The sequence below is a fragment of the Bradyrhizobium sp. LjRoot220 genome (assembly GCF_964252915.1).
Taxonomy (GTDB): Bacteria; Pseudomonadota; Alphaproteobacteria; order Rhizobiales; family Xanthobacteraceae; genus Bradyrhizobium.
The window spans coordinates 80,994-103,634 of record NZ_CAXUPS020000002.1 but is presented as its reverse complement, the minus strand read 5'-3'; the positions used below and the strand labels follow the sequence as shown (position 1 = coordinate 103,634).

Annotated in this window: 16 protein-coding genes; 2 read left to right on the top strand and 14 right to left on the bottom strand. The window is 62.3% G+C overall.

Annotation, left to right across the window (positions count from 1 at the left end; genetic code table 11):
• The first annotated feature begins 19 nt into the window (after positions 1-19).
• Positions 20-721 (top strand): fumarylacetoacetate hydrolase family protein, encoded by a 702-nt coding sequence (locus ACSQ84_RS08765; RefSeq protein ID WP_436211277.1) that lies wholly within the window; start codon positions 20-22, stop codon positions 719-721.
• Positions 722-882: 161 nt separating this feature from the next.
• Here ACSQ84_RS08765 and ACSQ84_RS08760 read toward each other — a convergent pair whose 3' ends face one another.
• From ACSQ84_RS08760 to ACSQ84_RS08725, 8 genes are all read right to left on the bottom strand, one after another.
• Complete coding sequence (locus ACSQ84_RS08760) at positions 883-4,098, bottom strand: matrixin family metalloprotease (RefSeq protein ID WP_436211276.1); 3,216 nt, start codon at positions 4,096-4,098, stop codon at positions 883-885.
• 289 nt (positions 4,099-4,387) lie between these two features.
• Positions 4,388-4,543: a hypothetical protein gene (locus tag ACSQ84_RS08755; RefSeq protein WP_436211275.1), complete on the bottom strand. Its 156-nt coding sequence runs from the start codon at positions 4,541-4,543 to the stop codon at positions 4,388-4,390.
• A gap of 168 nt (positions 4,544-4,711) precedes the next feature.
• A complete protein-coding gene (locus ACSQ84_RS08750; protein ID WP_436211274.1) occupies positions 4,712-6,178 on the bottom strand; it encodes a flavin-containing monooxygenase in 1,467 nt (488 codons plus the stop codon).
• Positions 6,179-6,235: 57 nt separating this feature from the next.
• A complete protein-coding gene (locus ACSQ84_RS08745) occupies positions 6,236-6,652 on the bottom strand; it encodes a nuclear transport factor 2 family protein (RefSeq protein ID WP_436211273.1) in 417 nt (138 codons plus the stop codon).
• A 179-nt stretch (positions 6,653-6,831) separates the two neighbouring features.
• Positions 6,832-8,262 carry an adenosylhomocysteinase gene (gene ahcY / locus ACSQ84_RS08740; RefSeq protein WP_436211272.1) on the bottom strand — a complete coding sequence of 477 codons (1,431 nt, stop codon included), beginning with the start codon at positions 8,260-8,262 and terminating at the stop codon, positions 6,832-6,834.
• A gap of 77 nt (positions 8,263-8,339) precedes the next feature.
• Positions 8,340-9,602, bottom strand: a complete 1,263-nt coding sequence (metK, locus tag ACSQ84_RS08735) for a methionine adenosyltransferase (RefSeq protein WP_436211271.1) — start codon at positions 9,600-9,602, stop codon at positions 8,340-8,342.
• 60 nt (positions 9,603-9,662) lie between these two features.
• A complete protein-coding gene (locus ACSQ84_RS08730) occupies positions 9,663-11,018 on the bottom strand; it encodes a hypothetical protein (RefSeq protein ID WP_436211270.1) in 1,356 nt (451 codons plus the stop codon).
• A 155-nt stretch (positions 11,019-11,173) separates the two neighbouring features.
• Complete coding sequence (locus ACSQ84_RS08725; protein ID WP_436211269.1) at positions 11,174-14,506, bottom strand: adenylate/guanylate cyclase domain-containing protein; 3,333 nt, start codon at positions 14,504-14,506, stop codon at positions 11,174-11,176.
• A 795-nt stretch (positions 14,507-15,301) separates the two neighbouring features.
• On the opposite strand from ACSQ84_RS08725, the gene ACSQ84_RS08720 reads away from it, so the two are divergent.
• Positions 15,302-15,805, top strand: a complete 504-nt coding sequence (locus ACSQ84_RS08720; RefSeq protein WP_436211268.1) for a hypothetical protein — start codon at positions 15,302-15,304, stop codon at positions 15,803-15,805.
• 811 nt (positions 15,806-16,616) lie between these two features.
• Here the strand turns inward: ACSQ84_RS08720 and ACSQ84_RS08715 are convergent.
• The 6 genes from ACSQ84_RS08715 to ACSQ84_RS08690 form a co-directional block, all read right to left on the bottom strand.
• Positions 16,617-17,735: a cobalamin-independent methionine synthase II family protein gene (locus ACSQ84_RS08715; protein ID WP_436211267.1), complete on the bottom strand. Its 1,119-nt coding sequence runs from the start codon at positions 17,733-17,735 to the stop codon at positions 16,617-16,619.
• A 24-nt stretch (positions 17,736-17,759) separates the two neighbouring features.
• The gene (locus ACSQ84_RS08710; protein ID WP_436211266.1) at positions 17,760-18,473 is read right to left on the bottom strand and encodes an ABC transporter ATP-binding protein; all 714 of its coding nucleotides are present in this window, start codon (positions 18,471-18,473) and stop codon (positions 17,760-17,762) included.
• Complete coding sequence (locus ACSQ84_RS08705; RefSeq protein WP_436211265.1) at positions 18,466-19,218, bottom strand: ABC transporter ATP-binding protein; 753 nt, start codon at positions 19,216-19,218, stop codon at positions 18,466-18,468. The genes ACSQ84_RS08710 and ACSQ84_RS08705 overlap by 8 nt, the downstream gene beginning before the upstream one ends.
• Complete coding sequence (locus ACSQ84_RS08700; protein WP_436211264.1) at positions 19,215-20,246, bottom strand: branched-chain amino acid ABC transporter permease; 1,032 nt, start codon at positions 20,244-20,246, stop codon at positions 19,215-19,217. The genes ACSQ84_RS08705 and ACSQ84_RS08700 overlap by 4 nt, the downstream gene beginning before the upstream one ends.
• 7 nt (positions 20,247-20,253) lie before the next feature.
• On the bottom strand, positions 20,254-21,123 hold the full coding sequence (locus ACSQ84_RS08695) for a branched-chain amino acid ABC transporter permease (protein ID WP_436211263.1): 870 nt from the start codon (positions 21,121-21,123) through the stop codon (positions 20,254-20,256).
• 216 nt (positions 21,124-21,339) lie between these two features.
• On the bottom strand, positions 21,340-22,509 hold the full coding sequence (locus ACSQ84_RS08690) for an ABC transporter substrate-binding protein (protein ID WP_436211262.1): 1,170 nt from the start codon (positions 22,507-22,509) through the stop codon (positions 21,340-21,342).
• Between the last annotated feature and the right edge of the window lie 132 nt (positions 22,510-22,641).

Here is a 22,641-nt window from a genome sequence, read left to right as displayed (position 1 = left end):
ACCCGCCGAGACCCATTTCATGAACGCCGCATCCTACGTCATTCCCGCGCCCCCGCAGCCCTCGCTTCCCGTCGTCGGTGAATCGAAATCCTACCCCGTACGCCGCATCTGGTGCGTCGGGCGCAATTATCTCGAGCACATCCGCGAGATGGGCAATGACGAGCGCGCGCCGCCGTTCTTCTTCGCCAAGCACGCCGACATGCTGGTGGCCGATGGCGCCACCATCCCCTACCCGCCCCTGACCAAGGACTTGCATCACGAGGTCGAACTGGTCGTCGCGATGAAGAGCGGCGGCCTCAATATTCCGACTGAGAAGGCACTTGACCATGTCTACGGCTACGCGGTCGGCATCGACCTGACCCGCCGCGACCTGCAGATCGCCTCGCGCAAAAAGGAACGCCCGTGGGAAGTCGGCAAGTCGTTCGACTATTCCGCGCCCTGCTCGGCGCTGCAGCCGGCCGCGAAGATCGGTCATCCCTCAAAGGGCAAGATCTGGCTCACGGTCAACGGCACCGAAACCCAGAAGGGCGACCTCACCGAGCTGATCTGGAACGTGCCGGAGATCATCTGGCAGCTGTCGCAGCAGGTGGCCCTCGCCGCCGGCGATATCATCATGACGGGAACGCCGGCCGGCGTCTCCCAGCTCAAGCCGGGCGACAAGATCGAATGCGGCGTCGATGGCATCGGCACGCTCAAGGTTTCGATCGGCAACCCGGAATAAGCTTCGCGACATCAGGAAATCGAAAGGCCCCGGACTCGTCCGGGGCCTTTTGCATCCAGATCGCGCTTCCAGCAGTGCCCGTGAGCCAGCAATCGCGCTCACCTGGGCATTACGCTTTTTGCCTGACGTTGACGTGTTTAGCCCAGCCGATCGGAATGCGATCAGACGTACCAGTCGTTGACGTGGAAGCCCTTCCAGGCGCTCCACTCGGTGCCGTCGTAGACCCGCACCCACAAATCGTCGGATGCCGAGCCGGTCTGGAATGTGGTGCTGGACAACTGCGCGGCGGTCAGGTCGATACCTTGGCCGACACCCTGCGCCACGCCACCGACGACAAAATGGCCGCTCAGCGGGTCGTTGCTGGAATCCCAGAACTGATATTTCGAGATCGTATCGCTGTCGGCATCGCTCACGCTGAACAGGCTGGTGACGGCCACGTTCTGGCTTGGTGTCGACGCGGTAAAATCGGGAGCCGTCACCACAGGGGCCTGGTTGAGGGGTGCAGTGACACGGAAGGCCTCCCAGTCGCCCCACCCGATGCCGTCAAAGGCCCGCACCCACAGGTCGTCCGCTCCCGAACCGCTCTGGAACGTGGTGCTGGCGAGCTGAGCTGCGGTCACATCGATATTCTGGCTCGCGCCCTGCGCCGCGCCGCCGACCACAAAATGGCCGCTCGCGGCACCGCTGGTCGAATCCCAGAACTGATATTTCGTGACGGTATCGCCATCGGCATCGTTGGCACTGACGAGGCTTGAAGCCGCGATGTTCTGGTTGTGGGTGGCGGTGAAGTCGGGAGCGGTCACGACCGGCGTGCGGTTGGCCGCCACATTGACGTCGAATGCCTTCCAGGCACTCCACTCGATGCCGTCGAACGCCCGCACCCACAGATCGTCGGATACCACACCGCTCTGGAAGCTGGCGCCGGGGAGCTGCGCCGCGGTCACATCGATCGCCAGCCCGGCGCCCTGGGCAGCACCGCCAACCACAAAATGGCCGCTCGCCGAGCTGTTGGAGGAATCCCAGAATTGATACTTGCTGACGATGTCGCCGTCCGCATCGCTCACGCTGACGAGACTGGATAACGCGATGTTCTGGTAATGCGTCGCCGTGTAGTCGACGGCTGTCGCCACGGACGCATTGTTGACGGGTGCATTGACGTCGAATTGCTTCCAGTCGCTCCATGCCGCTCCATCATAGGCCCGCACCCACAGATCATCCGATCCCGAACCGCTCTGGAACGTGGTGCTGGCCAGCTGGGCAGCGGTAACGTCGATAGTCTGGTTGGCGCCCTGCGCTACGCCGGCAACTACGAAGCGACCGCTCTGCGAGGTATTCGTCGAATCCCAGAACTGGTATCTGGTGATGCCGTTGCCATCCGCGTCGCTCACACTGAACAGACTGGTAACCGCGATGTTCTGGTTATGGGTTGCCGTGAAGTCCGGAGCCGCCACAACGGGTGCAGTGTTGACAGCCGCCGTGACACGGATGGCCTTCCAGTCGCTCCACGCGGCTCCGTCAAACGCCCGCACCCACAGATCGTCCGAGACCGAGCCGCTCTGGAACATGGTGCTGGAAAGCTGCGCCGCCGTCACATCGATGTTCTGGCCGGTTCCCTGCGCGATACCGCCAACCACGAAATGCCCGCTCAAGGTATTGGCAGTCGAATCCCAGAACTGATACTTCGTGATGCTGTCGCCGTCGGCGTCGTTGACGCTGAACAGGCTCGTGGCTGCGATGCTCTGGTTGTGCGCCGCCGCTACGGTGGCACCGGTCGCCACAGGCGCGTTATTCACCGGCGCGTTGACGTGGAACTCTTTCCAGGCGCTCCACAGGATGCCGTCATGGGCACGCACCCACAGGGTGTCCGATCCTGAGCCGCTCTGGAACGTGGTGCTGGACAATTGCGCCGCGGTCACGTCGATATTCTGGCCGGTCCCCTGCGCCACGCCACCGACCACGAAATGCCCGCTCAGGGCATCGGCGGTCGAATCCCAGAACTGATATTTCGTGATCGCATCGCCGTCGGCGTCGCTGACGCTGAACAGGCTGGAAGCCGCGATGTTCTGGTTTTTCGTCGCCGTAAAATCGGAGGCCGTCACGATCGGCGCGCGGTCCTGAAAGATCGAACTCAGAATGGCGCCATCCGCGAAGCTGAAATATTCGATCCCACTAACCGTATCGGTGCCGTCCGGCGAGCTACCGCGTTGGTCCACGACCGAATAGGCCTGCGTGGCTAGGTCATAGGTGACGATGTAGTAGTCGGCAGCACCTGAAAAGACCGCGGTGTCAGTCCCCGCCCCGCCGACCAGCGTGTCGTTGCCGCCGCCGCCCGTGAACGTGTCGTTGCCGTTGCCGCCCGTCAGGCTGTTTGCGATCACATTGCCGGTCAGGGAATCGTTGCCGCCGCCGCCGATGGCGTTGTCGATATAGGACCGCGCGTCGTTGCTGTACAGATAGGCGTTGAAGATATTGCCCTGCGCGTAGTGCCCGTTTCCGAGATAGGCAAGCTGCGTCGTCGACGTGATCGAGGACGCGCCGGGATTGAGATTGACCGTCACCCCCGTCGCGTAGTTCGACAGGTCGTAGGTATCGACGCCGTTGCCGTCCCAGACGGTTTCGAACACGCGGTTGGCCGAACCGCCCGCACCGTTGCCGGGCGCCAGCTGCGCGACGCCATTGACATATTGTTGTCCGGTGGTCGTGCTCCAGGAGTAGGTGGTGTTTTCGCTACGGGTCGAATAGTCGGCGCCATACATGGTCTGCAGGGCGAGAATATCGTTCGCCATGTAGGTCTGCGCGTAGCCGTAGGATTCGGCGGTGTAGCCGGTCAGCGGCGCGCCGACGTAGCTGCGGTAGCTCATGACCGTGAATTGGGAATTGTCGTGCGCGATCGGCACCGCGACATCGGCGACGCCGCCGGTCTCCTGACTGTGCTTGAGCCCGAGCGCGTGTCCCAGCTCGTGCAGCGCTGTCGCAAAGTAATAGTTGCCCAGCGCGGCCTGCGAAAAGGGATAAGAGGTGCCGAACCAGATGTCACCGCCGGCCGGGACGCCGGCTGGATAATAGGCGTAGGCGGTGGGATTGGCCTCCGGAGATTGCGCCACCATGATGTCGGCGCTGCCGTTACCGGCATACTGGAACGTGGCGTTGGTATAGCTCGCGATCAGTCCGAACGCATAGGTAATGGCCTGCTGAATCGCGGAGGGGGCGATGGTGAACCCCGTCGTCGTCGGCTCTCCGTTGCCGTAATAGTTGGCCGAATAGTCGCTGGGCGAATCCGGAAAGCTATAGGTGATCGTGCCGGACCACCTGGCGCCGCTGAGCAGCCCATCGATCTCGGCGTTGTTCGTTCTGGAAATGAATGTCGCAGTGGCCAACGCAGCTCTCCAGGCACTTTCGTGAAACCTGATTCGGGGACTGCCTCGATCATTAAGCCACAAGTCGATACACTTGCCTTAACCTTGGGCGAAAAATTGTCGGAGGGCGACAACGCTCCATTAAGTCAGCGCCAGTTCCCTAATGGGAACGTCCGGCATCCGGCGAGCATGATTGCGGGCAAAGCCCGTATTTTTGCGGATATCCGGCCATGACCGTGACGCCAAGGATCATGCCGATGGCGGCGGCGCCTTCATCCGGCTGCGATAGGCTATCAGCTCCGCGAGCCAATCAGCTCCGCGCCATCGCCTGCAGGCCCTTGAAGGTCAGGCGCTTCGGATCCTTGACCCCGGCCAGATAGAGCCTGCGGATAAAGGCGACGGCCGCATCGCGGTCGCAATCGGTCAATGCAACCACGGCATCGACGGCAATTCGCTGGGCGTCCATGGGCTTCCTCATGCTGCAGTTAGCCTCAGGCCGTACAGCGTAGGCGCCGCCGGTTAATCCGGCGTTAACCGTTGGGGCAGGTTGAACGATTCGCGCGAGCACACGTATACGCGAAATCACGCATGAGGCGTCCGGACGCAGGGCCGCGGACAGCTCGCCGCTATCGCGTCATGAATACTGCATCACGCCGTCGTTGATCTTGCCGTAGCGCAGCGTGACGATGTCGAGGGCGTAGTTCTGGTAGAGCCGCCATGGCCGCTTCGAGCCCTGCTTGGGCATCTGCGCGATCGCGCGCTGCACATAGCCGGAGGAGAAATCCAGCGACGGCAGTTCCGATATCGACGGATCGAGGTTGTGCGGCACGCATTGCCTGTAACCGTGCCGGTCCATGTAGTTGATCAGGCGGCAGACATATTCGCAGGTGAGATCGCATTTCAGCGTCCACGAGGCGTTGGTGTAGCCGAAGGCAGAGGCCATGTTCGGCACGTCGGAATACATCATGCCCTTGTAGTTCAGCGTCCGCGCGAAATCGACTTTCCTGCCGTCGACGCTGACGTCGAGACCGCCGAGCACCTGCAGGTTAAGCCCGGTCGCGGTGACGATGATATCGGCTTCGAGTTCGCTGCCGTCCTTCAGCCTGATGCCGTTCCTGGTGAAGGTGTCGATATGGTTGGTGACGACGGAGGCGCGTTCGTCCCTGATGGCCTTGAACAGGTCGCCGTCCGGCACCAGGCACAGCCGCTGCTCCCATGGATTGTAGCGCGGCGTGAAATGCGTGCCGATGTCGTAGTCCGGGCCGAGCGCCATCTTGACGCCGCCGAGGATCAGCGCTTTGGCACGGTCGGGCTTGCGCCGGCACAGCTGGAAGAAGTACATGCCGAACAGCACGTTGCGCCAGCGGATCATGTGATAGGCGAGCTTGGCCGACAGATTGCGGCGCAGTTTGTTGGCAAGTGCATCTTCGGCGGGCCGCGCCACCACATAGGTCGGCGAACGCTGCAGCATGGTGACGTGGGACGCGGTCCTGGCCATCTCCGGCACCAGCGTCACCGCGGTGGCGCCCGAGCCGATCACCACCACGCGCTTGCCGGCATAGTCGATGTCCGCGGGCCATTTCTGCGGATGCACGATGCGGCCACTGAAGTCCGCGGAGCCCGCAAACTCCGGCGTATAGCCTTGCTCGTATTTGTAATAGCCCGAGCACATGAACAGGAAATTGCAGGTGAAGCGCACGATCTCGCTGCCGCCCTCGCCTGCCTGGCGCCCGGCCTCCACGGTCCAGCGCGCATCCTGCGACGACCACGACGCGCGCTTGACGCTGTGGTTGAAGCGGATTTTCTTGTCGATGCCATTCTCGACCGCGGTCTGCCGCACATAGTTGAGAATGTCAGGCCCGTCGGCAATCGCCTTGGCTTCGGTCCACGGTTTGAACGAATAGCCCAGCGTAAACATGTCGGAGTCGGAACGGACGCCGGGGTAGCGAAACAGATCCCAGGTGCCGCCGATGCAGTCGCGGCCCTCGAGGATGGCGTAGCTCTTGCCGGGGCATTTCTGCTGCAGGTGATAGCCGGCGCCGATGCCGGACAGTCCGGCGCCGACAATGAGGACGTCGAAATGCTCTGAGGTACCCGTCATCGCGCTCTCCCTGCCCGATGTAATGGGCAGGGCGGAGCGAAATTGCAACCGGGATTGCTAGGTCGCCGCGGCGGCGACATGTGCGGTATCGAAATATTCGTAGAATTCGACCGCCTTGCCGTTGCGAAAGCGCCAGAAATCGACTTTGGGCGTGTCCGCGACCTTTCCGGTTTTCTTGTTGGTCCAAGCGCACGAGCCGCGCGCGAACACGGCATCGCCCTGCGCAATGTATTCGTCGATCGTGTAGCTGATCATCTCCCATTCGTTCAGAAGCCCGCCGAAATAGGCCTGCAATGCTTCTCGACCGTCGTATTGCTTCGCAAAGGCCAGCGGTACCGCGCCCCGCGGAACCGAACCCCAGCTGATATCCGGATCGCAGATGTTCAGTAGCTCCTCGACGGCGCCGCCGCGGCTATCGTGCCACTGGCGGTAGGCTTCCTTCAGAAGCTCGACGTTGGCTGCTTCGTTCGACATGATTTTCCCTCCACAATGTTTTCGACGCTGAAAATGAAGTCTGGAAAGTATGCCGCCCGCTTCCATAGTGGCGGGCTTGTAATTCTTCTACCTCTGATCGTATCAGGGACCGAGCCATGAAAAAAGCCCCGGATCGCTCCGGGGCTCTTTTGTCGCGTATGCGGCGATTTCAGTCGATCTCAATACCGGTAGTGATCCGCCTTGAACGGGCCTTCCGGCTTGACGCCGATATACTCGGCCTGGTCGGGGCGCAGTTCGGTCAGCTTGACGCCGATCTTGGCGAGATGCAGCCGGGCCACCTTCTCGTCCAGCGACTTCGGCAGCACGTAGACTTCCTTCTTGTACTTGCCGTCCTTGTTGTTGGCGAACAGTTCGATCTGCGCCAGCGTCTGGTTGGTGAAGGAGGCCGACATCACGAAGCTCGGATGCCCCATGGCGTTGCCGAGGTTCACCAGGCGGCCTTCCGACAGCAGGATGATGCGGTGGTTGTCCGGGAAGGTGATTTCATCGACCTGCGGCTTGATGTTGTCCCACTTCAGGTTCTTCAGATGCGCGATCTGGATCTCGTTGTCGAAGTGGCCGATGTTGCAGACGATAGCCCGGTCCTTCATCGCGCGCATGTGCTCGATGGTGATGATGTCCTTGTTGCCGGTGGCGGTGACGAAGATGTCGGCGCGCGGTGCCGCGTCTTCCATCGTCACGACCTCGTAGCCTTCCATCGCCGCCTGCAGCGCGCAGATCGGATCAATCTCGGACACCAGCACGCGGCAGCCGGCCTGGCGCAGCGAAGCCGCTGAGCCCTTGCCGACGTCGCCGAAGCCGGCGACCATCGCCACCTTGCCCGACATCATGACGTCGGTGCCGCGGCGGATGCCGTCGACCAGCGATTCACGGCAGCCATAGAGGTTGTCGAATTTCGACTTGGTGACGCTGTCGTTGACGTTGATCGCAGGGAACAGGAGCTTGCCGCTCTTCTGCATCTCGTAGAGGCGATGCACGCCGGTGGTGGTCTCTTCGGAGACGCCCTTGATGTTGCCGGCGATCTCGGCGAACCAGCCCTTCGGCTTCTCCTTCAACAGCTTCTTGATCAGCGCAAAGAAGACTTCCTCTTCTTCCGAACCCGGCTTGTCGAGGAAGCCTGTATCGCCCTGCTCGGCGCGCAGGCCGTGATGCACCAGCATGGTGGCGTCGCCACCGTCATCGAGGATCATGTTGGGGGTGCCGCCGCCGTGCCAGTCGAACAGCTTTGCGGTGTAGTCCCAGTATTCGGTGAGGGTTTCGCCCTTCACCGCGAACACCGGAATGCCGGCGGCCGCGATCGCGGCGGCGGCGTGGTCCTGCGTCGAATAGATGTTGCACGACACCCAGCGGATGTCGGCGCCGAGCGCTGCCAGCGTCTCGATCAAGACCGCGGTCTGGATCGTCATGTGCAGGGAGCCGGCGATCCGCGCGCCCTTCAAGACCTGTTTGGGACCGTATTCCTCGCGCGTCGCCATCAGGCCCGGCATTTCGGTCTCGGCGATCGAGATTTCCTTGCGGCCGAATTCGGCGAGCGAGATGTCCTTGACGATGTAGTCGATAAAGGCAGACTTCTTGGCGGCGACGGTCATGTGTTGATCCCTTGAAAAAGCTTATTCCGAAAAGCGCGAAAGGCTTTCCGGAATAAGCAGGACGATTGCGGAGAAAATCAGAACGCGCCCTTCAGGGCGGAGACCAGATCGGTTTTTTCCCAGGAGAAGCCACCGTCCTTGTCCGGCGCGCGGCCGAAATGGCCGTAGGACGCGGTGCGGCGATAGATCGGCCGGTTCAGCTTCAAGGTGCGGCGGATGTTGGTCGGGGTCAGCCGGAACAGCTGCGGCAGCACCTTCTCGAGCTTCTTTTCGTCGACATTGCCGGTGCCATGCATATCCACCAGTAGCGACATCGGATCGGCAACGCCGATCGCATAGGCGACCTGGATGGTGCAGCGATCGGCGAAGCCGGCCGCGACCACGTTCTTGGCGAGATAGCGTGCAGCGTAAGCCGCCGAGCGGTCGACCTTGGTCGGATCCTTGCCGGAGAAGGCGCCGCCGCCATGCGGCGCGTAGCCGCCATAGGTATCGACGATGATCTTGCGGCCCGTGAGACCGCAGTCGCCGTCGGGGCCGCCGACCACGAAGTTGCCGGTCGGATTGACCAGGAAGTCGGAGGACTTCTGCGGCATCCAGCCCTTCGGCAGTGCCGATTCGACCTCATTGGCGATCATGTCCTTGATCAGGCCGGGCGAATACTTCTTGCCGTTGCGGCTCTTCTCGTTGTGCTGGGTCGAGACCACGACCTTGGTGCAGCCGACCGCTTTGCCTTCGACATACTTCACCGTGACCTGGCTCTTGGCGTCGGGCTGCAGGTCGAACAGCTGACCGCTGCGGCGCTTGTCGGACAACACTTTCAGGATGCGGTGCGCGAAGAAAATCGGCGCGGGCATGAAGCTGCCCTTTTCGTAGATTTCGCTCTCGTTGCAGGCATAGCCGAACATCATGCCCTGATCGCCAGCGCCTTCCTCTTCGCCGCTCTTCTTTTTCTTGGCGTCGACGCCCATCGCGATGTCCGGCGACTGGCCATGCAGCAGCACCTCAATGTCGGCGCCGTGATAGGAGAAGCCGTTCTGGTCGTAGCCGATATCCTTGACCACACCGCGGGCGATTGCCGAGATCAATTCGCGATCGACCACCGAGACGCCGTGAATGTCGCGGAACAACTGGCCACGGCCCTCGCCCGCAATCACGATCTTGTTGGTCGTGCACAGCGTCTCGCAGCCGAGGCGGGTGTTGACCGCACTGTCGTCGGCAATGCCGAGCTTGACGTCCTTCTCGAGGAAGGCATCGAGAATGGCGTCGGAGATTTGATCCGAAACCTTGTCCGGATGGCCTTCGGAAACCGACTCGCTGGTGAACAGATAAGACGCGCGCATCAACAACCCCTTGTTTCCGCCTGATGTCGGCGGGCTCTCTTTGTCATTTATCCCGGAATGTCAGTCGCGACGGCGCGAAATGACGTAGGATTCGTCGTAAAACCAAAGCCCATTATGCTTGCGCAGAACCTCTCTGGTGGCATCGAGGGTCCGGCCGTTTTCGGTCATTTCCGTCAACCGTTCGTCTTCGATCTGGGCGACATACACCGCCGCGTTCCACGCTGCAAAGGCCGTCGAGGTTCCGATCGAGCCGGTGACCTCGTTGGGCAGCGCTTCCATATCATAACGGAAGATGGAACGGTTATCGGCGTATGCATTAAAATTGAGATCGCGCCCGGCCGATCCCAGCTCGTATTTCACCGTGCGCAATAGCTCATGACGGCTTACGGCGAAAGGATTTTCTCCGGGCCACACCGCCTGGATGATTTCCAGGCCCGGATCCTGCCCGTGGGAGTGAATTCCAATCAATCGGCCACCGGCCCGCAGCGCCCGCGCCAGCGGCGCGATAATCCGCTTGGCGCGGAAATTCACAGAGGATTTGGCCCGGTATGGCTGGGATGCAATCACGAGGTCGAAATTGGCCTCTGTGCGGCCCGCCCGGGGAATGATCGAATCAAGCAGGAACCGGTGATCCTCCCGGTATAGCACCAGCGCCACCGGCCGTTCATAGATCGGCATGCCGGATGTGGGGCTGATATTGGCCCGCCAGTTTTGTTCCAGAAACGGCCCTATTTCGGCGATCTGGGTTTCGAACTCGCCCGAGGAGGCCCCCTGCAGGGGGACCTCATGCCAGATCATGCCGGCCGCGGCCGCGGGCGAGGCCGGCGTCAGCCAGGGCGCCTCGGCGTAATACATGTTGGTGAGGACAAAGACGGTCGCCGGATGCTCGAACAGTCGGTCCGGCACCTTGTCGAGCGTCAGCCGGACGTCCTCCAGGCTGAGCTCCTTGCCGGCGATATAGAACGGCATATGGGGGAAACGGCCGTGCATCGAGCGCATCACCCGCGCCAGCACCGTGCCGTCGCCGACCCCGGCATCGAACACCCGCAGCGCCGGCGGCCTTGGGTGCAGGCTCGACAGCTCCAGCGCCACCCGGTCCGCGATCACCCGCTTTTCGCTGCAGGTGTGGACGAACAACAGGTATTTCTGCCGGTTCTCGAAGAAGCGGAAATTGCCCCTGGGGTCGCGCTTCTCCGGCGGCACTTCGATGCCGCGCGGCGGCGGCAGCCCGCCCGGTGTGGACGCCGCGATATAGGCCAGGATGCGGTCCAGCGTGTCGATGGTGATGCGCTTGCCCTCGCGCAGGCGATGCACCAGCTTGCCGTCATTGACGGCCCGGCGGCCAAACGTCGTCTCCGCCATATCGGCCAGGCGGCAGAACTCCGATATCTGGCTGAGAATCTGATCGTTCTTCATCGGATAGCGATTTGGGACGCGGGGGTGGGCAGCGGCAGGTGACCAGGATGTCCTACCACCATCTGCCCAACGGGGGAAAGGTGCGTTTCCCTGCCCGGCCGGCGAAGGCGTCAACAGCCCGTCCTCGGTGGTGCCCTCACGAGACCTTGCACAGATTAATGCCTGCGCCGGAGCAGCTTCTCCGCCTCTTCGATTTCGGGGAGATCTGGCCCCGTGCCGAAATCGACGAGGAGTGGTCCGAGCAGTTCGGATACGCGCGCCGCTCGACCATTCCTCACGTAGAGGCGCGCCAGGCCAAGTGCGCTGCGCAATTCGAAAGTCTTCGTCTGCTGGCTGCGGGCGATTTCAACGGCCATGTTGAAGGCGCCTTCGACCATGGAAGCGTTCGGCGGGTCGCAACGCAACAGGAGCTCTGCCTTGACACGATGCAGTTCGGCATCGAGCCAATGCTGGCCGGATTGTTCTGTCCAGGCGATCAACTCGCGCACAATTTCCAGCGCATTCTCGAGTTGCCCCGCTTCTGCGTTCGCCAGGGCGACATGCATCCCCCAGAACGGCTCACAAAGGTAGCAATCGTTTTCATGCAGCAGGGTCCAGCCCCGGCGCATTTCGCTCAGTCCCTCCACCTGTTCGCCGGCGCGCCACTTTGCAAGCCCGTTCAGGTAGGTGCCGGCGGCCACGTACAACGGCATCGTATGTTCGCGGGCGAGAGCGAGGGCAAGGATCGTCTCTGTTTGCTGCAAGGTGCCCCGGCAGAGTCCGTCGAAGACGGCTTTATGAACGAGCGCATTGGCCTGCGAGAGCGCTCGCTTTTCTCCCGAGACACTCACCCCTGCCGCCGCGAGCCGGCGCGATCGATCGATCTTCCCTATCGGCCAAAGCACCAGGGCAAGAAACCTCATGATAACGAACGGGAGGTCCAGCGTCGACGCCCTGAAGGTCTCCGGATTCGGCTCGGCACCGTAGATCGCGAGCGCCCGCTCAAGATGCACTTTCGCATTCAGGTAATCGCCGCCGAACCAGCAGGTCACCCCGCTGCTCCAATGTGCGACGACTGCAGCCACCGGCGATTCCGGTCGCCGGTCGGCGGCGATCACTATTGCATCCACCAATTCCCGCATCGGCGCGATCTCGCCGTGAGTCAAACAGGCATTGAACAGGCCCGAATGGATCGGCGCCAATTCGACCGGATCATTGATGTCAGCTGCGAACCGTCGGGCGCGCGTCCATGCGGCCACCGTTTCGGGCGCGCTGTGCCCAAGGCTTCCCCGCAGCGCGCGGCTATATGCAATTTGCAGATCGAGCCGGCTCATGATGCGGCCCGGCTCGTCGGGCAACCCGTCGGCGATCGCGACCGCCTTGCCGAGGTGTGCGACTGCTTCGGAATATGCCGAGCGTTTCAGCGCCTGCTGGCCCGCTTTGCGCCACCACCCGAGAGCAACCTCGCCCAACCCCGCTTCAGTGAAGTGGTAGGCCAGCACTTCCGGCTCGGTTTCGGCGATGACCGGAAACCTGTCGCGCAGGACATCGCCAATATGCTTGTGGAGCAGTAGCCGCCGGCTCTTGAGCAGGCTCTCGTAAGCCGCTTCCTGAACGAGTGCATGCTTGAAGCTATAGCCTGCTTCCGGCGGCGTGCCACGGCGCATGAGCAGCTCGGCTTGCTCAAGCTGCGCCAGCGCGGCGCTCAAGGTCAGATCATCGCGACCCGCCACACATCGCAGCAGCGTATATGAGAAGTCGCGGCCAATGGCAGCGCCGATCTGCGCCACCTCCTTGACCGGCGCCAGCCGGTCGAGCCGGGCCATAAGCGAGTCCTGCAGCGTCGCGGGAATGGCGAGCGGCGGGAGCGGACTATCGAGCCGATAGCGCCCGGCATCTTCCACGAGCAGTCCGGACTCCAGCACCATCTTGGTCAATTCCTCGACGAACAGCGGGATACCATCCGTCCTCTCGATGATCTGCGCCATCATTTCGCCTGGCAGCTGCCGACCCACGGTCACCTGCTCGACCAGAGCGCGCGTGTCCCGCCGGTCAAGCCGATCGAGCCGCAACAGGCTGACGTTGGGAAGACCGATCCAAGGCGGCTCGAATTCGGGTCGAAAAGTCATCAGCATGAGTATCGGCAGTCCCCTGATCCGGTCGACCGTGAGATCGAACAGCTCAAGCGTCGTGGCGTCGGCCCAATGCATGTCCTCGCAGACAACCAGCACAGGTTGCTGCCGTGCCAAACCCTCGAGCTGATCGAGCAGGGCGACGAATGTCTGTCGCCGCTGCTGCACTGGATTCAACCCGAGCGGCGGATAGCGCTCGCCAGTTGCGATCGAAAGGAGAGCGGCGATGAGCGGCGTCGCTTTGGCCACCTGCTGCGTTCCAAGCGCAAGCATTGCCTCGAGCTTGTCGAGCTTTTGCTCTTGCGTTTCCTGTGACCCGATGCCGGCAGCGCGCTCGAGTTGAGCGATAAAGGGATGAAGCGCACTGTTGGTATGATAGGGCGAGCACTGATAACGCACCCGGCGGTGCGTCCCCAATGCCGGATTCTCTGAGAGCATCGCGACAATGCGCGACTTGCCGATCCCAGCCTCGCCGGAAATCAAGACCACCTGGCCCTGGCCTTGCCACGCCAGCTGCTGGCGCGAGAGCGCAAACTCGATCTCTGCCTTGCGGCCGACAAAGCCAATCGAGCGCACGGTTCGCACCGCCTCGAAGCGACTCTCCGATGCGGCTCCGCCTTCGACCGCCCAGACCGCGATGGGCTCGGAGATGCCCTTGACCTCGCGGCGGCCGAGGCTGCGAAACGTGAAAAGATCGCCAAGCAGTTGGCGCGTCGAAGCCGCAACGACAACCGCCCCCGGCTCTGCCAGGCTCTGGAGCCGCGCGGCGACGTTCGGTGTATCGCCGACCATCGCCTGCGCTTCGGACGCGCCTCCGCTGATGAGGTCGCCTACCACGACAAGTCCGGTCGCGATCGCGATCCGCACCTCAACCCGTTGTATCGCGCGCGTTTCGAGCGGCCCTATTGCGGCGATGATGTCGAGCCCCGCCCGTACGGCACGCTCGGCGTCATCCTCGTGTGCAAGAGGATAGCCGAAATAAGCAAGTATTCCGTCGCCCACGAACCTGGCGATAATGCCGTCGTAAGTGGCAACGACCCTCGCGCAGGCGGCCCGATAGGCGCGGATCACCTCCCACATGTCCTCGGGATCGAGGCGCGCCGAGAGCGCCGTCGAATCTACCAGGTCACAGAACATGACGGTGAGGTGGCGTCGCTCCGCATCGCGCCGGATAGCCGGCTCGGCGGCCAATTCGGCTTGCTTGAGTTCGGCGATCGCGCGCAGCATTTTACGACGATGACCGAGCAGGACTCCTAATCTGTCGTAGTCCTGATCCGTCAGTTCGGGAAGGACACCAAGGTCAATCCCGTTCTCGGCAAAACGCAGCGCGTATTGCCCAAGCCCCAGCTTCTCGAGCCAGTCCGCAATCTGCTGCATTGGCACCACCCACTGTCTGGTTGGCAGCCTGCTCAATTTTGGACCACGGTAACGAAAAAATTATCCTCCCGGATGGCACGTCTTGTTTGTGGCAATTCGGCGGCGGCCGGTTTTCGATTTTTCTGGAGCGTGTCCAGTCCAAATGTCCGCTACTCAAGAGAGTACTGGCAGGATGCAAACGGCTGGATTGCTGGACGCGCCCACGCGACGACAGCGAGGAACCCACTCGCAGCATTCAAAAATTCAGACTGCCATAAACGTGGCGCCAGATTGCGCGGATCGATGAGCTGGCGAGATATGCCCCGCGGAGATCTGCGCCATATCAACCATCGGCCAACGAATGATCAGGTGCCACGCTACTCCGGAAACAATTTTGTTTGAACCTTGAGCGCCGGACGATGACGTAGCCTGCAGCGGCGGCAGCATGCCGACGATGTGAAGTGTCTCACACTGTCCGGCATTAGCCGGTGCTAGAAGTTCGATCGGTCCCAACGGCTGCTGTCATGAGTGACATCGGATTTTTCCGGGGACCCGAGGGCGCGCAGTGTGCCCACGCGGAAGCGGCGCAAATTCGCGCCCTGCAATGTGGCGGCAACCTGGATTGCGCGAGCCCAGGCCAAACCCATTTAACGAAACTGCACAGGCACACGGATTTCGGGGATATGGGCGCATAACGCCGTCAAACGCGTTGATGTAGCCGCTCGAGATTACCTCACGCCGGACGATGGCTGCGCCGGGGGCGCGGCCTACTGATCGCGTCGTCCCCCGGCAAGCACCTTTTGGAAAGGTAGCAACATGAAAATGGCCAATGCAAATTTGAACAGCTCATCCGGCACGAAGACGACCGGGGTCGCTCCTTCTGCTCTCATCAAATCGGCGCATCTCATTGAACGAATCGGACTCGCCGCGATTGGAGGCTCAAGCGGCTTGTACGTCGCCGCAGCATTATTGCGCCGGCACAACGAACTGCCCTTAAGTGTCGGGATCGTCTTGTTGATGATGCTCTTTGGGGCTTTCAGCTTCTATGTCGGCATCGATCTGCCTCGCCGCCGAAGATCAGCCTCGATCCAGCGGCAACGATGGAGCCCCGATACTGTGATTGAGATCCTGAGCGCGGTTGGAATATTTCTTGCCGCGGTTGCGACGTTTGCGTCTGTCGGCATCATCATCCTCGATGAGACCGTGTCCGACGGATGGCTGGCTTTGATCGGGGTCAGTTGGATGACCGGCTCTTCGTTCCAAATTACTGCGGGCATCATAGCCCGCAACTACGGCAGGGCCAAAGATGCGGGCAAGTGATTTCCGATTGCAGCACGATGTTCGTCCGCGATTGAGGGATGTCAACGAGTTGCGGTGACATGCGAGGCCGTAAGGCCGCGCGTTGCACCGCGTCCCTCGCGCAACAGCAAATAGGTGCGACAAAACAACCCGACGGGCAAATCACTTCTGATTTACAGAACACATGTCAAGCCCCATAATAAAAAATATTTCGCTTTTCCCGAAGGTCAAATCAGGGCATATCTATCGGCATCCCGTCCCACTCAGAGGGCGTCGGCCGTCGTCACGGACGTTGGACGGGTTGCGGTGGACGCTGATGTCGCGACGACGAACGTGGCGGATAGCGTACGGCAAAGACGTGTGGTCCTGACGCCGCGGTGCTGGCGTCAATGCACCTGGAGGCAACTGCTTCTCAGGGCGCAACGGAGGCAAAAGAGCCGTTCTCCGGGAAGAGCTCGTTATAAGCCGTAAAGCCATTGCGCAGGGAAGGCCGGGTGTTCACCGCTGCCCTGTATGCTCGTGTGCAGCTTTCTATCTACAATCCGCACACGGGACCGCGGGTGCAGCGCGCACCCGGTCTTCCCTGCGCCCTCTTGATGAGAGGGCGGGAAGTTTAACAGCAAACCTCGGGCGCAATGCGCCGCGAGAAGGCTAAACCATATTCAGGTGTCATCGCCCGGCTCGACCGGGCGACCCAGTATTCCAGAGACGCCAATGAATAGTGCCGAGAAGCCGCAGCGTACTGGATCGCCCGGTCAAGCCGGGCGACGACAAGGGAGGGCTGAGCGAGATTGAATCCGAATCCCGCCACATCATTGCAATGACGGCGGGGCTACTTCCCCCACATCTCGTTCGCGACATCCACCGCGAGCTTCAACTTGGCCCACTGCTCTTCCTCCGACAGGATGTTGCCTTCCTCGGTGGAGGCAAAGCCGCATTGCGGCGACAGGGCGAGCTGTTCGAGCGGCGCGAATTTTGCCGCCTCCATCAGCCGCCGCTTGATGTCTTCCTTGTTCTCGAGTTCACCGAACTTCGAGGTGATGACGCCGACCACCACCACCTTGTTGCCCTTCGGCAGATAACGCAGCGGCTCGAAGCCGCCGGCGCGGTCGGAATCATATTCCAGGAAATAGCCGTCGTAATTGGTGCCGGCCAGCATGGTCTCCGCCACCGGCTCGTAGCCGCCGGAGGAAATCCAGGTGGAGCGGAAATTGCCGCGGCAGACATGCGTGGTCACCACCATGTCGGCCGGACGCTCGGCCAGCGCATAGTTGATGACGCGGGCGTAAATCTCCTGCAGGCCGTCCGGGTTGTCGCCGCGCTCGCGCGCCTTCTGCAACTCGTCCGGCGAGCAGAGATAGGCCCACACCGTGTCGTCGAACTGCAGATAGCGGCAGCCGGCGTCGTAGAACGCCTTCACCGCCTTGCGGTAGGTCTTGCCGAGGTCCTCGAAGAAGGTTTCCAGGTCGGGATAGACGTCCTTGGAGATCGCCTTGCGGCCGCCGCGGAAATGCAGCACGGCCGGCGACGGGATCGTCATCTTCGCGGTGACGTGCGCGGTGTCGCAATGCTTCTTCAGGAACCTGAAGTGATCCAGCATCGGATGGGTGTCGGGAAAGTCGAGCTTGCCGATCACCCGGATGGCGTCATGCCGGGTCTGGACGCCGGCGAACTGGATGCCCTGATCAGGGTGGTACAATTCGCAGCCGGTCAGGTGGCTCAGAAAATCGAAATGCCACCAGGAGCGGCGGAACTCGCCGTCGGTCGCCAGCTTGAGGCCGAGCGAGGCCTGCTTGTGCACGACCTTTTCGATCTCCAGGTCCTCGGCCTTGCGCAGATCCTCGGCCGTGATCTCGCCCTTCTCCAGTTTGGCGCGCGCCTCCTTGATGCGCTGCGGCCGCAACAGGCTGCCGACCTCGTCGGCACGGAATGGGGCTTTGGTTCGCTGCATGGTCTTACTCCCAGAAAAAGAAACCTAGTGGGCCGCGCCGGCGACGCCGAGATAGCGTTCGAGCACCGCAGGATCGGCCTTCAGCGCGCTGGAGGCCGCATCATGCACGATGGCGCCGCGTTCCAATATCACAACCCGGTCGGCCAGCCCCAGAATCTTTTGGGCGTTCTGCTCGACAATGATCGAGCAGATGCCCCCGGCGCGGGTAATGGTGCCGAGCGCCCGCAGCAGTTCCTCGACAATGATCGGCGCCAGCCCCTCGGTCGGCTCGTCCAGCAGCAAGACCTTCGGATTGAGCGTCAGCGCCCGGCCGATCGCCAGCATCTGCTGCTCGCCGCCGGAAAGCTGGTTGCCGAAATTGCTGCGGCGTTCTTTCAGCCGCGGAAACATTTCGTAAACCCTGTCGACGGTCCAGGGGCCGGGCTGGGCCACCGCCGTCATGTTCTCTTCCACCGTCAGCGAGCGGAAGATGTTGCGCTCCTGCGGCACCCAGCCGATGCCGGCGCGCGCCCGCTGGTCCGGCCGCAGGGCGGTGATATCGAGCCCGCCGAGCGTGACCGTGCCGCCGAAACGGCGGGTGATCCCGACGATCGAATTGATCAGCGTGGTCTTGCCGGTGCCGTTGCGCCCAAGCAGCGCCAGCACCTGACCTTCGCCCAATGCCAGCGACATGTCCGGCAGCACCACCGCTTGCCCATAGCCGGCGCGCAGGCTGTTGATGGCTAGAAGATCAGACATCGGCGGCCTCGCCGAGATAGACCGCCTTGACCTGTGGATCGCGCGCCACTTCCTCCGGCGGGCCCTCGACCAGCATAGCGCCGTTGACCAGCACCGAAATCCGGTCGGCGAACGAAAACACCAGATCCATATCGTGCTCGATCAGCAGCACCGTGACGTCGCGCGGCAGGGCGGCGACGGCCGCCAAAATATCGTGACGCTCGCTTTCCGGCACGCCGGCGGCGGGCTCGTCCAGCAACAGCACGCGCGGCCTGGTGGCGATCGCCACCGCGATCTCCAGCAGGCGCTGCTTGCCGTAGGGCAACGTCGCGGTAAGCTCGTTCATGACGTCGAGCAGGTGAAAGCGCGACAGCGTCTCCGCGACCTCCCGATTGACGTCGTCCCGCGTCCCCATCCGCCGCCACCAGTCGCCGCCGCGGCCGAGCCGTTCGGATACCGCAAGGCCAATGGTCTCCAGCGGCGTCAGATCGGCGTAGAGCTGATTGATCTGGAAGGTGCGGGACAGGCCGCGCAGCACCCGCTTGTGAACCGGCAGATCGGTGATGTCGCTGCCTTCGAGCAGGATGCGTCCGGCATTGGGCTGCAGCACGCCGGTGAGCAGATTGATGACGGTGGTCTTGCCGGCGCCGTTCGGCCCGATCAGGGCATGGCGGGCGCCCTGCTCGACCCGCAGCGACAGCTCGCGCGTGACCCGCAGGCCCCCGAATGATTTTTCCAGTCCTTTGGTTTCCAGCGCGATTGTCATGGCGCGTCGCTTTCGGGAACGGCGACGACGGCTTTGCGTCCGGCGATTTTCCGGATCACGAGATTGGGCAGCCACAGCGCCCAGCGATGCATGCGGTCGCGGCCGACCAGCACGATCACGACCAGCACGAGGCCGATCCAGAACAGCCAGTATTGCGGCGTGATGGTGGAGAAGAATTCCTGCAGCATCTTGAACACGACCGCGCCGATCAGGCCGCCATAAAGATAACCGGTGCCGCCGAGCACCAACACCAGCATCAGGTCGGCCGATTTTTCAAACGCGAACACGTCGAGCGAGGCCAGCGCCGTGGTCTGGGTGAACAGCGCGCCGGCAATGCCCGCATAGAACGCCGCCAGCGTATAGATCGCGATCAGGCGGCGGTTGACCGGCACGCCGATCGCGGCTGCCCGCAGCGGATTGTTCCTGATCGCGCGCAGCGACAGGCCGAATGGCGAGTTCACCACCCGGCGCGCGAGCAGGAACAGCAGGAACAGCACGATCAGCGAATAGAAAAAGCCGGTCTTGCCGAACATGTCGAAGGCGAACAGCCCAAGGATCGGCGCCATCTCGATACCCTGCAGGCCGTCGGTGCCACCGGTGATGTTGGAGAAGCGCTCACCCAGCGCCTCCAGCAGCAACGCGATGCCCAACGTGACCATCAGCCGGGTCAGGTCGACACCGCGGATGACCAGGAAACTGGTGAGAAAGCCGAGCGCCATGGCGACGAGGCCCGACGCGACCAATGCAATCACCGGCTCGGTGATGATGCCGTGCAGCGCCAGCAGCCCGGCGCAATAGGCGCCGACCCCGAAGAAGGCAGCATGGCCGAGCGACACGATGCCGGCGTAGCCGAGGATGAGATCGAGCGAGAGCGCGAACAGCGCCAGCCGCAGGATATCCGTCATGATCAGATAGCGCGAGGGAAACAGGAAGGCGCAGGCCAGCAACAGAACCCAGAACACGATTTCGCGCGGCCGCCAGCGGGAGCGGGCGATGGCGTGCGATGAAACTTCGGGAAGCGCGGTCATATCGGGTTCACCGCGTCGCGGTGCGGCCGAACAGGCCGTTCGGGCGCCAGATCAGGATCACGATCATGATGGTATAGATCACGAACGGCCCCATCTTCGGCACGTAGTACTTGCCGGCGACGTCGCCGATGCCGAGCAAGAGCGACGCCAGAAACGGCCCGGTGATGCTGGAGGAGCCGCCAACGGTGACCACGATCAGGAAGTAGATCATGAACTTCAGCGGAAAATACGGATCGAGCCCGAGAATTTCGGCGCTGAGCGCGCCGCCCAGCCCAGCAAGGCCACAGCCGAAGGCAAAGGTGAAGGCAAACACCTGCGGCACATTGATGCCGAGGCCGCTCGCCGCCCGCGGATCGTCCACCGCCGCGCGGAGGCGGCTGCCGAACCGGGTCTTCGCCAGGATCAGTTGCAGCGCCACCGTGAGCAGACCGCAGATCACGATGATCATCAGCCGGTAGCGGCCGATGCCGACGCCGAAGAAATCGAACTGGCCTTCGAGCGCGGCCGGCAGCTTGATGAAGATCCGCGACGATCCCATGATGTAGTCGACCGACGCCACCGACATGAAGGTGAGGCCGATCGTGAACAGCACCTGGTCGAGATGGCTTCTTGTGTAGAGGTGGCGGTACAGCGAGCGTTCGAGCACCACGCCGATCAGCGCGCTGGAAACGAACGCCAGCGGCAACGCCGCAAAGAACGGCCAGCCGGAATTGTTGACCAGCACCGCGCAGACATAGCCGCCGGTCATCGCGAACGCGCCATGGGCGAGGTTGACGAAGTTCATCAGCCCGAGCGTGACGGCAAGGCCGCAGGCCAGCACGAACAGCAGCATGCCGTAGGCGACACCGTCGAACAGGATGGTGAAGAGGGTGGTCATCTTGGATTCACTGGTCTAAGTAAGAGCCCCTCACCCGGATCGCTGCGCGATCCGACCTCTCCCCGCAAGCGCGGGGCGAGGTTTAGTGCAGAGCAAGCCGTACGTCCTACCATCGCTTCGGTAAAACGAAGTACATCCCGCGAATGCCGCTCTGCTCCCTCGCCCCGCGCTTGCGGGGAGAGGGTTGGGGTGAGGGGCAGGCCACAGGCACGAAACTCACTTTTTCGTCTTGCCGGAATCCTTGACCGCCTCGAAGGTCGCGAATTCGACGTTGTAGAGTTCACCGTCGACCTTCTCGACCTTGCGGATGTAGATGTTCTGCACGACGTCGCGGGTTTCCGGATCGATCGAGATCGGACCGCGAGGGCTTTCCCACTTCATGCCCTTCATCGCCGCGATCAGCGCGTCGCCGTCGGTCTTGCCGCCGGTCTTCTTCAGCGCCTCGTAGATCAGATGGATGCCGTCATAGCCGCCCACCGCCATGAAGCCCGGACGCTGGTTATAGGCCTTCTTGTAGGCCGCAACGAACTCCTTGTTCATCGCGGAGGGATGCGCGGCGGAGTACAGATGCGCGGTGACGGTGCCGAGTGCCGCATCGCCCATGCCGTTGAGCAGGTCGTCATCCATCACGTCGCCGGGGCCGATCACCTTGATGCCGGCCTTGTCGAGGCCGCGCTCGGCATACTGCTTCATGAAGTTGCCGCCCTGTCCTGCCGGCACGAACACGAATACGGCGTCGGGCTTGGCATCCTTCATGCGCTGCAGGAACGGCGCGAAGTCCGGATTTTGCAGGGGCACCTTGACCTCTTCGACGATCTCGCCGCCGCCGGCGGTGAAATTCTGCTTGAAGAAGGTCAGCGCATCATTGCCGGGCGCGTAATCGGAGGTCAGGGTCGCGACCTTCTTGATGCCGTTCTTGGCGGCCCAATCGCCGATGATCGTCGACGACTGCGCCAGCGTGAAACTGGTGCGCACGATATAGGGCGAACGCTCGGTGATGATCGAGGTGCCGGCGGCCATCACGATTTGGGGGACCTTGCCCTGGGTCGCCAGCGGCGCCGCGGCGAGCGCTGCCGGCGTCACGCCGAAGCCGGCGATGAAGTTGACCTTGTCGTTGACGATCAACTCCTGGGCAAGGCGCTTGGTGTTGTCGGGCACCGCGCCATCATCCTTCAGGATGATCTCGATCTTCCGGCCGGCGACCTTGTCGCCCTTCTGCTGCATGTAGAGTTTGACGGCGTTGTCGATCTGCTTGCCGGTCGAGGCCTGGCCGCCGGTCATCGGCAGGATCAGGCCGATCTTGACGGCATCCTGCGCCTTCGCGGGTATCGCAGCCAGCACACCGGCAACGGCGCCTGCGGCCAGCAGAAAGTGACGAATGGACATGAATTTTCTCCCCCTGAGCGGTCTTGTGCCTTAAGCCGAGTCCCCGGCCCTTGCCTCACCATAGCCCATATTTTTCTGCCGTGTAGCGCGACGACATGGCGTCTGACCGCGGCCTGTTGTCAATCGGACGAA

What these genes read in the sequence shown, in the direction of transcription:
- ACSQ84_RS08720 (WP_436211268.1), top strand. Translation starts at nt 15,302, where the DNA reads ATGAAAATGGCCAATGCAAATTTGAACAGCTCATCCGGCACGAAGACG.
- metK (WP_436211271.1), bottom strand. Translation starts at nt 9,602, where the DNA reads ATGCGCGCGTCTTATCTGTTCACCAGCGAGTCGGTTTCCGAAGGCCAT.
- ACSQ84_RS08690 (WP_436211262.1), bottom strand. Translation starts at nt 22,509, where the DNA reads ATGTCCATTCGTCACTTTCTGCTGGCCGCAGGCGCCGTTGCCGGTGTG.
- ahcY (WP_436211272.1), bottom strand. Translation starts at nt 8,262, where the DNA reads ATGACCGTCGCCGCCAAGAAGTCTGCCTTTATCGACTACATCGTCAAG.
- ACSQ84_RS08755 (WP_436211275.1), bottom strand. Translation starts at nt 4,543, where the DNA reads ATGGACGCCCAGCGAATTGCCGTCGATGCCGTGGTTGCATTGACCGAT.
- ACSQ84_RS08725 (WP_436211269.1), bottom strand. Translation starts at nt 14,506, where the DNA reads ATGCAGCAGATTGCGGACTGGCTCGAGAAGCTGGGGCTTGGGCAATAC.
- ACSQ84_RS08695 (WP_436211263.1), bottom strand. Translation starts at nt 21,123, where the DNA reads ATGACCACCCTCTTCACCATCCTGTTCGACGGTGTCGCCTACGGCATG.
- ACSQ84_RS08700 (WP_436211264.1), bottom strand. Translation starts at nt 20,246, where the DNA reads ATGACCGCGCTTCCCGAAGTTTCATCGCACGCCATCGCCCGCTCCCGC.
- ACSQ84_RS08745 (WP_436211273.1), bottom strand. Translation starts at nt 6,652, where the DNA reads ATGTCGAACGAAGCAGCCAACGTCGAGCTTCTGAAGGAAGCCTACCGC.
- ACSQ84_RS08710 (WP_436211266.1), bottom strand. Translation starts at nt 18,473, where the DNA reads ATGTCTGATCTTCTAGCCATCAACAGCCTGCGCGCCGGCTATGGGCAA.
- ACSQ84_RS08750 (WP_436211274.1), bottom strand. Translation starts at nt 6,178, where the DNA reads ATGACGGGTACCTCAGAGCATTTCGACGTCCTCATTGTCGGCGCCGGA.
- ACSQ84_RS08765 (WP_436211277.1), top strand. Translation starts at nt 20, where the DNA reads ATGAACGCCGCATCCTACGTCATTCCCGCGCCCCCGCAGCCCTCGCTT.
- ACSQ84_RS08730 (WP_436211270.1), bottom strand. Translation starts at nt 11,018, where the DNA reads ATGAAGAACGATCAGATTCTCAGCCAGATATCGGAGTTCTGCCGCCTG.
- ACSQ84_RS08705 (WP_436211265.1), bottom strand. Translation starts at nt 19,218, where the DNA reads ATGACAATCGCGCTGGAAACCAAAGGACTGGAAAAATCATTCGGGGGC.
- ACSQ84_RS08715 (WP_436211267.1), bottom strand. Translation starts at nt 17,735, where the DNA reads ATGCAGCGAACCAAAGCCCCATTCCGTGCCGACGAGGTCGGCAGCCTG.